This window comes from Planktothrix sp. PCC 11201 (genome assembly GCF_900009135.1).
Lineage (GTDB): Bacteria > Cyanobacteriota > Cyanobacteriia > Cyanobacteriales > Microcoleaceae > Planktothrix.
The window spans coordinates 1-303 of sequence record NZ_LT797730.1 but is presented as its reverse complement, the minus strand read 5'-3'; the positions used below and the strand labels follow the sequence as shown (position 1 = coordinate 303).

1 protein-coding gene is annotated in these 303 nt (G+C 37.0%); it reads right to left on the bottom strand.

Annotated elements, in window-relative coordinates; all coding sequences use genetic code 11:
* Positions 1-303: SNF2 helicase-associated domain-containing protein (locus tag PL11201_RS25425; protein WP_144017896.1), on the bottom strand; the 303-nt coding region annotated here is incomplete at both ends.

Below are 303 nucleotides of genomic sequence, written 5' to 3'. Positions count from 1 at the left end.
AAACGAATTTTAGCGCGCTGACGACCTTGGGGTGTCCACCAAGCGGGAATGATGACTTTATATCCTGAATCTTCGAGTATCCAGGCACTTTCTTTGAGAAATTCAAAGGCTTCAATCAGATTTAATTCTAATCCAACGGGTTGATCTGTTTCTAATCCCTGCCAAAGTTTAGGATACATTCTGGCGGCATATCCTAAATTAAGTAACAGGTATTTCTCAAAATCTTTTCCTACATAATTGTACAGTTCTTTTTTCTTTTTTTGAGTTTGTTTCCAGTAATCTTTTAACAACAGCTTAAAGGAG